Origin of the sequence: Mycobacterium sp., assembly GCF_050701675.1 — a bacterium.
GTDB lineage: Bacteria > Actinomycetota > Actinomycetes > Mycobacteriales > Mycobacteriaceae > Mycobacterium.
The window spans coordinates 1-7686 of record NZ_JBOGDD010001153.1; the positions used below are offsets into that span (position 1 = coordinate 1).

Sequence of the window (7686 nt, forward strand, 5' to 3'; positions counted from 1 at the left end):
CGCGAGACCTGTCTCGCGGGCATCTGCGAGTGCGGCGGTGACTGCAACCTCGACGGCATCGTCTTCGGCAGCGAGATCACCAAGATGGTGTGCATCCTCGGCGGCGATTGCGCCGAGCTGACCTGTCCGGCAGGCGACATCAACCGAGACGGTGAGGTCACTTCGGGTGACATCACCCTGGCCGTGATCAACCTCGGCCTGGGGTGCCCGGGTGAGGGGTCACCGCTGATCTACGCGCTCGATCGGACGACGGAGACTCGCACCCTCGACGTCGGAGACATCTCCGGCATCCCGGGGGAGATCGTCACCATCGATATCGAGCTCACCGGCGGCGACGATGTGACGACTGCGCAGGCAGACATCCTGTACGACCAGTCGCTGCTCGAAGTGTCGGAGACCACCCCACCCTGCACCTTGCACCCGCGCATCCTCGCGGCCGGCTCGTTCGAGCCGGAAGTGCGTCTGCCGCAGACCCCGACCAATCCGCCGGGTTTCGGCCGCCTGCGCGTCGCCGTGGTCGACAAGATGCCGCCGATCCAGTCGTTCGGACCGGGGCCGGTGTTCCAGTGTCAGTTCCGCATCCAGCCGGCTGCCGCGCCCCAGACGTCGCAGCTCGACTACGATCTGAACCGGCTCGAGATCGCCGATCCGGGCTCCAACAAGTTCAATGCGGAAGTCACCGGCGGCGCCATCGAGATCAAGGAGTCGACGACGCCGTGCACCACAGACGAGATGTGCCCAGACGGCACACAGTGCAAGGACGGCGTCTGCAAGCCGATCATCGAGTGCAATGGGCCGATGTCGGGACCGGAATCGTGCCTGGATGGTCGCCAGGCCTGCGTCAACGATGAGTGCGAGTGCGTCGGCGACTGCAACCTCGATGGCCGCGTGCGCAGCAACGAGATCACGATCATGATCAACATCATCAACGGCGTGCAGCCGCTCGAGGCCTGCCTGGCCGCCGATTTCAACGGCGACGGCCGGGTGCGCGCCAACGACATCACGATCGCGATCAACAACATCAATTTGGGTTGTCCGTAGTCGGCCGCACAGGGCAGCGGCCGGTTCCTGAGAGCGCGGGGGCGCGTACTTGGCGAGGACCAGACAAGGGAGAGGAGAAATACGCATGGAAAGTTCAGTGCGGCAGGCAAGGAATGGGATTCTGACGCAGGTGGCGGCGATGGCTGCGTTCATGATGGTGGGGTCGGTGGCCAGCGCAGGCCTCGTCGATCCCGAGTTGTCGCTGGTCGGCGGCAGCGGCGTGCCGGGCGGCACCGTCTCGGTGACCCTGGTGCTGTCGGAAGACATCGATGACGCGGCCGTCAGTGCCGGTATCGATCTGCGCTTCCCGGCCGATGTCGTCGAGTTCCTCGAGCCGGTGAACGGCAACTGCGCCGTCGCCGACCGCATCGCCGACACGCACGGCGTCGCAGGACAGCTGCTCGAAGAGGACGTTGTCAACGTTGAGGTGTTCGTCCTCGGCGCGCCGAATCCGCAGCCGCCGCTCGGCAATGGAGACATCGTGACCTGCGATTTCCACGTGCTGGAAGGCGTGCCGACCGGCACCTCAGCGGTCGAGATCGAATCGCCGTTCCTCGGCGATGCGCTGGGTGGCGAGATCCCCGTGCGCATCAAGAACGGCGAGATCGTCATCACGGACGCGGTACCGACCGCGACGCCGACTCCGACTGGCGAGCCGACAGTCACCGCGACGTCCACGGGTGCGGCGACGGCCACGCCAACCGACACGCCGGACGGCCCAACCAGCACCCCCACCACCGTGGTGGTCGCCACCAGCACGGCGACAGCCACCGGATCGATCGCGGCGACGGCCACGGCGACCCCAACCGAACCGCCGGCGACCCCGACGGCAACCGGCACGGCAGTGCGAACCAGCACCCGCACGCCGGCGCCGAGAAACAATGAGGACGACGGCTGCAACATCGTGCCGAATGGCCAGAGCAACATGCGCGGCACGCTGGCGCTGTTGCTCGCTCCGGCGATGCTCCTCTGGGCACGTCGGCGCCGCTTCTAGACTGAACGGAACGAGGCCGGGTCACCGGCCATAGGCAAACGGGGGACACTCCATACGGAGGTCCCCCGTTCTGCGTTCTGCGCCGGGAAATGCCGCTAGCGTTGCTCGGAACCGGACGGTATGAACGGAGATCGCGGCCGGAGGATACCTCCAGGGGGCGCCGCGAGAACAGGTGCGCAACAGGCATGGCAGATCTGATCGAATTGTTTCATTCGCGCCGCGCCGTGGTCGGCGTGATCGGCCTCGGCTACGTCGGCCTGCCGCTGGCGGCGACGATCGCCGAGGCGGGGTTCTCGGCCGTCGGCTTCGACACGCGGGTCGACAAGGTCGAGGCGCTGCGCCGCGGTGAGTCGTATATCCGCCACGTGCCGTCGTCCCGGCTGACCTCGCTGGTGCGCGGCCGTCTCGGCGTCGGCGGCGAAGCGGGGCTCTATGCCAGCGCCGACTATACCGACCTGGCGCGTTGCGACGCGATCCTCATCTGCGTGCCGACGCCGCTGACCGAGAACCGCGAGCCCGACCTCTCGTACGTGGTCGATACCGCCGAGCGAATCGCCCAACACCTGCGCCCCGGCCAGCTGATCGTGCTCGAGAGCACGACGTATCCGGGCACGACCGATGAGATCGTTCGCCCGATCCTCGAGCGGGCCGGATTGCGGGCGGGCAGCGACTTCCACCTGGCGTTCTCGCCCGAGCGCGAGGATCCGAACAACCGCGACTTCAGCACCCGCACGATCCCCAAACTGGTCGGCGGCGTCACCCCGGAATGCGGACGTGTCGCGGCGGCACTCTACGGCACCGTCATCGACCGCGTCGTGCCGGTGTCGCACGCCAGCGTCGCCGAGGCCGCCAAGCTGCTGGAGAATATCTACCGCAGCGTCAACATCGCGCTGGTCAACGAGCTCAAGGTGCTCTTCGAGCGCATGGGGCTCAACGTGTGGGAAGTGATCGACGCCGCCGCCACCAAGCCCTTCGGCTTCACCCCGTTCTACCCCGGACCCGGCCTGGGCGGACACTGCATCCCGATCGATCCCTTCTACCTGACCTGGCGTGCGCGCCAGTTCGAGCTGACCACCCGCTTCATCGAGCTCGCCGGCGAGGTCAACCTGGCCATGCCGGCCTACGTGATCGAGCGCCTGACCGAAGCGCTCAACGATCGCGGGCGCAGCCTCAAGGGATCGCGCGTGTTCATCCTCGGCGTGGCCTACAAGCGCGACCTCGACGACGATCGCGAATCGCCGGCGTTCAAGCTGATGGAGTTGCTGGCGCGCAAGCAGGCCGAGTTCACCTACCATGACCCGTTCGTCCCTGCCCTCAAGCCCGGCCGGCGCTACAACTTCCAGTTGAGCTCCGCGCCGTTGACGCCGGAGACCCTTGCCGCCGCGGACGCTGTGCTGATCGCCACCGACCACTCCGGCTTCGACTACGAGATGATCGTGCGTCACAGCCGGCTGATCGTCGATACCCGCAACGCCACCCGCAATGTGCGCGAGGGCCGGGAAAACATCGTCATGGCCTGACCAGCCGCGATGCCCGCCAGGGCAGACAAACGCAGCCTTCCAGGTTTTGCATTTGACCGGCCGTGGGAAAAGTGCTCTAAGGCCGCCTATTGCGCTTGAGTTCATGAGGGTTGGGGGAGGCCTGGCACCGACTAGGACATTGAAAGGTTTGCAGACGGTCCGCGGTCCGGGACTCCACGTCAGAACCCCGGATCAACGGCCCGATGTGCCTGGTATTCCCTTGACAATGCGTTTGAATTTTGAGTATGTAACGCGCCACTTCTGCCGCGGCCCCCTTGTGGCGCGGCACATGCTGGCTTCGCACGCGAGGGAGTGAGGTATGAGTCTCGGCCGACTGGAAAGGAGGAGGGAAATGCGCACGGAGAAGCGAAATGCTTTTCTCTCAGGTCTCTGCGGGGTCGCGGTGGCGCTGGGAATGATGGCTGCCACGAGCGTTCACGCGGCTGTCACCACGGAGAGGGGAGCATCGATCCTCGCCTTCCCGAAGATCCTCGCGGACACGGATTCTGATCCGGATACCATTGTCCAGATCACCAACATCTCCAATAACATGGTTCACGCTCGCTGCTTCTACGTGAACGACGCCGACAACCTCTGGCAGGTCACGGACTTCCAGATCTGGTTGACCAAGCAGCAGCCGACGCAGTGGCAGGTGAGCACCGGCCGCTTCGTCAACCCGTCGGACACATGCAACAGCAGCGGTGGCCAGTACTATCCCAACGAGGCCTGCTCGACCGCCGGTCTCGATCCGGGCGCAGTGCCGCCGGTTCCGGATGGTTTCGAGGGTGAGCTGAAGTGCGTCGAGGTCGACGTGGCCGACAACCCCATCGGTGGCAACCACCTGAAGGGCGAGGCGACCCTGTTCGCGGCCGGCGATGTCTCCAAGTACAACGCCATCGGCATCCAGGGCACCGACTTGGCCGGCGAGACGGGCAACGAGCTGCTGCTCAACCAGCCGCTCGATTCGGAAGAGGTCGTCGGACAGTACGACGCCTGCCCGAATGTCCTCCTGCTGAACCACTTCTCGGAAGGCGTCACCGACCCAGTGCTGTTCGATGCGCTGCGCGGCGGCACCTGCTCAATGGATGCCACCGTTCCCTGCTACTCGGACGCCAACTGCCCGAGTGGAACTTGCCTGAACGGGCCGCAGATTCTGGACCCCATCACGGGCGACCTGAGCCTGCGCAGCGCTACGCTCACCGACCTGACGCTGATTCCATGTACGCAGGACTACGAGAACAGCGAGCCCGAGAGCGTCACGGTGCAGTTCGACATCTACAACGAGTTCGAAGAGCGACTGTCCGCCAGCACGACCGTGATCTGCTGGGACAACTTCTTCCTGTACGAAGTCGACAGCCCCAATGACCCCGAACGATCCGTCTTCGCCTTCGGCGGCTTCGGCACCGTGGGGATGCACACGCGAATCAAGCCCGTCGCCGGCGACGGCGCTGTCCTCGGTGTGGCCGGCGTGAGCCGGGCCGATGCGCAGGGTAACGTGACTCGCGCGGCGCTCAATCTCCACATGGAGGGGGACCGGTTCTCGGGAACTGACGGCGAGATCGTCGACGTCGTCACACTGCCCGGCAACTAAGCGGCAGGGAACGAGGGTACGGCTGTGGTTGGGTTCTCCCTGACGGTTGAAAGGAGAAGGGCAATGCGTACGGTGAAGCGGAATCCTTTGCTCTCGGGTGTCTGCGCCATCCTGGGAGGGGCGTTCCTGATGTCGGGAATCGCGTCGGCCGATGTGGCGTCGGACCGCCCGGCGGGTCTGATTGTAATCCCCAAGTTGATCTACGATACGGACGGCGTGTTGAATCCGGCCGGTACCTTCACGGATACCGAGATTCAGCTGACGAACGTTTCTGAAGAAGAAGTGAAGTTGCGTTGCTTCTACGTCAACGCGAATTCGCACTGCTCGAACGATCCGGATCGGGTCTGCTACACCAGTGCCGACTGTCAAGGTGAGCCGGGACCGGGTGGCATCTGCCTCGAGGGCTGGATCGAGACCGATTTCGAGTTCACCATGTCGCCGCGCCAGCCGCTGGTGTGGCGTATCGGTGAGGGAATCTTCTCCCTCCCGCTGGCGGCGCAGGGCCTCAATATCGGCAGCATCCCGCCGGTCAGCGAAGACCCGTTCATGGGCGAGCTCAAGTGCGTCCAGGTTGGTCCCGACGACGCGCCGGTCGATCGCAACGATCTCAAGGGCGAAGTGTCGATCATCAACTACACCGCCTCGTCGATCGATGCCCGGGCCTACAATGCGATCGGCATCCACGCGATCGAAGGTGCCAACGACGGCGACAACACGCTCGTCCTCGGCGGCGAGGAGCCGGAGTACAACGGCTGCCCGAACGTCCTCATCCTCAACCACTTCTTCGATGATGCGGTCGAGCCGGTCAATGGCTACTCGGTGAAGACCCACCTCACCTTGGTGCCGTGCTCGCAGAACTTCGAGCTGCAGGACATCGCGCTGTTCGACACCACCGCGCAGTTCCTGGTCTTCAACGAGTTCGAGCAGCGCTTCTCGGCCAGCCGCAAGGTTCGTTGCTTCAAGGAGTACGAGCTGTGTACCCTCGGCACCGGTCTCGATCGGTCGCTGACCGATAGCGATCCGTCCTCGAACAGCTGCCAGTTCTCGGTATTCAGCGCCTTCGTCTCGGGGACGCTGGCCGGCCAGACCCGTATCCGCGGTGTCGACGACGGGTCGCCCATCCACGGCAACGGGCTTCTCGGTGTGGCCGAGGAGTTCTACCGTTCGGACTCCGAGGACCTGGGAAGCACGGTCGCCTCGACGGCTCTCAACCTGCACCAGGCCGGCGAGCGCGCGACGGCTGATATCATCGACCTGCCGGGCGCTCCGTAAGCACCCGCCAGACCCAACGCTTCTACAGGCCGGGAGGGGAGAACCCCCCCGGCCTTTTTTTCGTCCTCAGCCTGACGCGCCGGTCGCTGCTCGGATGGGAACTGGGTACCGATACGTCACCTTGCAATGGACTATCGATTGCCCTAGGACACTGAGACATAAGCCATACACCAGGTATCGGGGGCATTTGTGATGAGTACGCTAATCTTCACTGCAGTCCTGCTGGTGGCGTTCGGCATCCTGGGCCGAACCCTCTACCGGCGCACCACGGTGCTCTTCAAGGTGGCGGCGGTGGCGCGCTTCGACCGCCTGCTCGAGCGCATCGACGCCGTCAACAAGTACGTGTTGGGTCAGAAGAAGTTCGTCGTCGGCGAGCAGCCCCTGAAGGGTGACAAGGCTGCCGGGTGGATGCACTTCTTCATCTTCTGGGGCTTCTCGGTGCTGGCCATCCAGGTGATCCACATGTTCGTGCGCGGCTTCGTGCCGGACTTCCACCTGCCACTGATGTCCGTCGGTCTGCTCGGCGGGCCGTACCTGCTGCTGAAGGATATCATCCAGGTCATCGTCCTGGGTGCCATCAGCATGGCGATCTACCGCTGGGTGGTCTCCCATCCACCGCGGTTGTTCGGTTTCGCCCCGGCGGAGGATCGGCTGCGCGGCCAGTCGCACGGGGAAGCGATCCTGATCCTCTCCTTCATCGGGACGATCATGATCAGCGGCTTCCTCTACGACGGCGGCCATCTCTATGCGGCGCCGCCCTCGCCGGAGATCGAGAGCGAGAAGCTGTGGCAGCCGATCAGCCGCCTGGTGGGATTCATCCTGGTCACCGTGGGCGGGGTGGGCCTGGCCGGGTTCGCCAGCAATGCCGGGTGGTGGATCCACAACTGCATCATCCTCGCGTTTCTGAACCTCCTGCCGCTGTCGAAGCACTTCCACATCATCACGTCGGTGCCGAATGTCTTCTTCAGGAAGCTGGAGCCGACCGGGCAGTTGAGCAAACAGGATCTCGAGAACGCGACGACGTTCGGTACCTCGTACATCAACCAGTTCACCTGGAAGCAGGTGCTGGACATGTACTCCTGCACGGAGTGCGGGCGCTGTTCGTCGCACTGCCCAGCGACCATAAGCGGCAAGGAGCTGGCGCCACGCCAGCTGATGCTCAACCTGCGCGACTACCTCTACGAGCACGAGGGCGAGGTGATCGCGGCGAAGACGAATGGCGCCGAGGCGGCGGAGGGCACGCCGGCGACGATCGGAGAGAACATCGT

At 64.6% G+C, this 7686-nt stretch carries 5 protein-coding genes and 1 pseudogene; all 6 read left to right on the forward strand.

The annotated features are described in order from the left end of the window. Nucleotides 1–1041: dockerin type I domain-containing protein (locus tag ACRDUX_RS35660; RefSeq protein ID WP_526421380.1), on the forward strand; the 1041-nt coding region annotated here is incomplete at its 5' end. Nucleotides 1042–1126: 85 nt separating this feature from the next. Further along, on the forward strand, nt 1127–2035 hold the full coding sequence (locus ACRDUX_RS35665; RefSeq protein WP_526421382.1) for a hypothetical protein: 909 nt from the start codon (nt 1127–1129) through the stop codon (nt 2033–2035). A 185-nt stretch (nt 2036–2220) separates the two neighbouring features. Next, nucleotides 2221–3555: a nucleotide sugar dehydrogenase gene (locus ACRDUX_RS35670; protein ID WP_526421384.1), complete on the forward strand. Its 1335-nt coding sequence runs from the start codon at nt 2221–2223 to the stop codon at nt 3553–3555. 352 nt (nt 3556–3907) lie between these two features. Further along, a complete protein-coding gene (locus tag ACRDUX_RS35675) occupies nt 3908–5146 on the forward strand; it encodes a hypothetical protein (RefSeq protein ID WP_526421386.1) in 1239 nt (412 codons plus the stop codon). Nucleotides 5147–5209: 63 nt separating this feature from the next. Then, on the forward strand, nt 5210–6418 hold the full coding sequence (locus ACRDUX_RS35680; RefSeq protein ID WP_526421388.1) for a hypothetical protein: 1209 nt from the start codon (nt 5210–5212) through the stop codon (nt 6416–6418). 192 nt (nt 6419–6610) lie between these two features. Next, a pseudogene (locus ACRDUX_RS35685) lies at nt 6611–7686 on the forward strand (hypothetical protein); the annotation flags it as partial.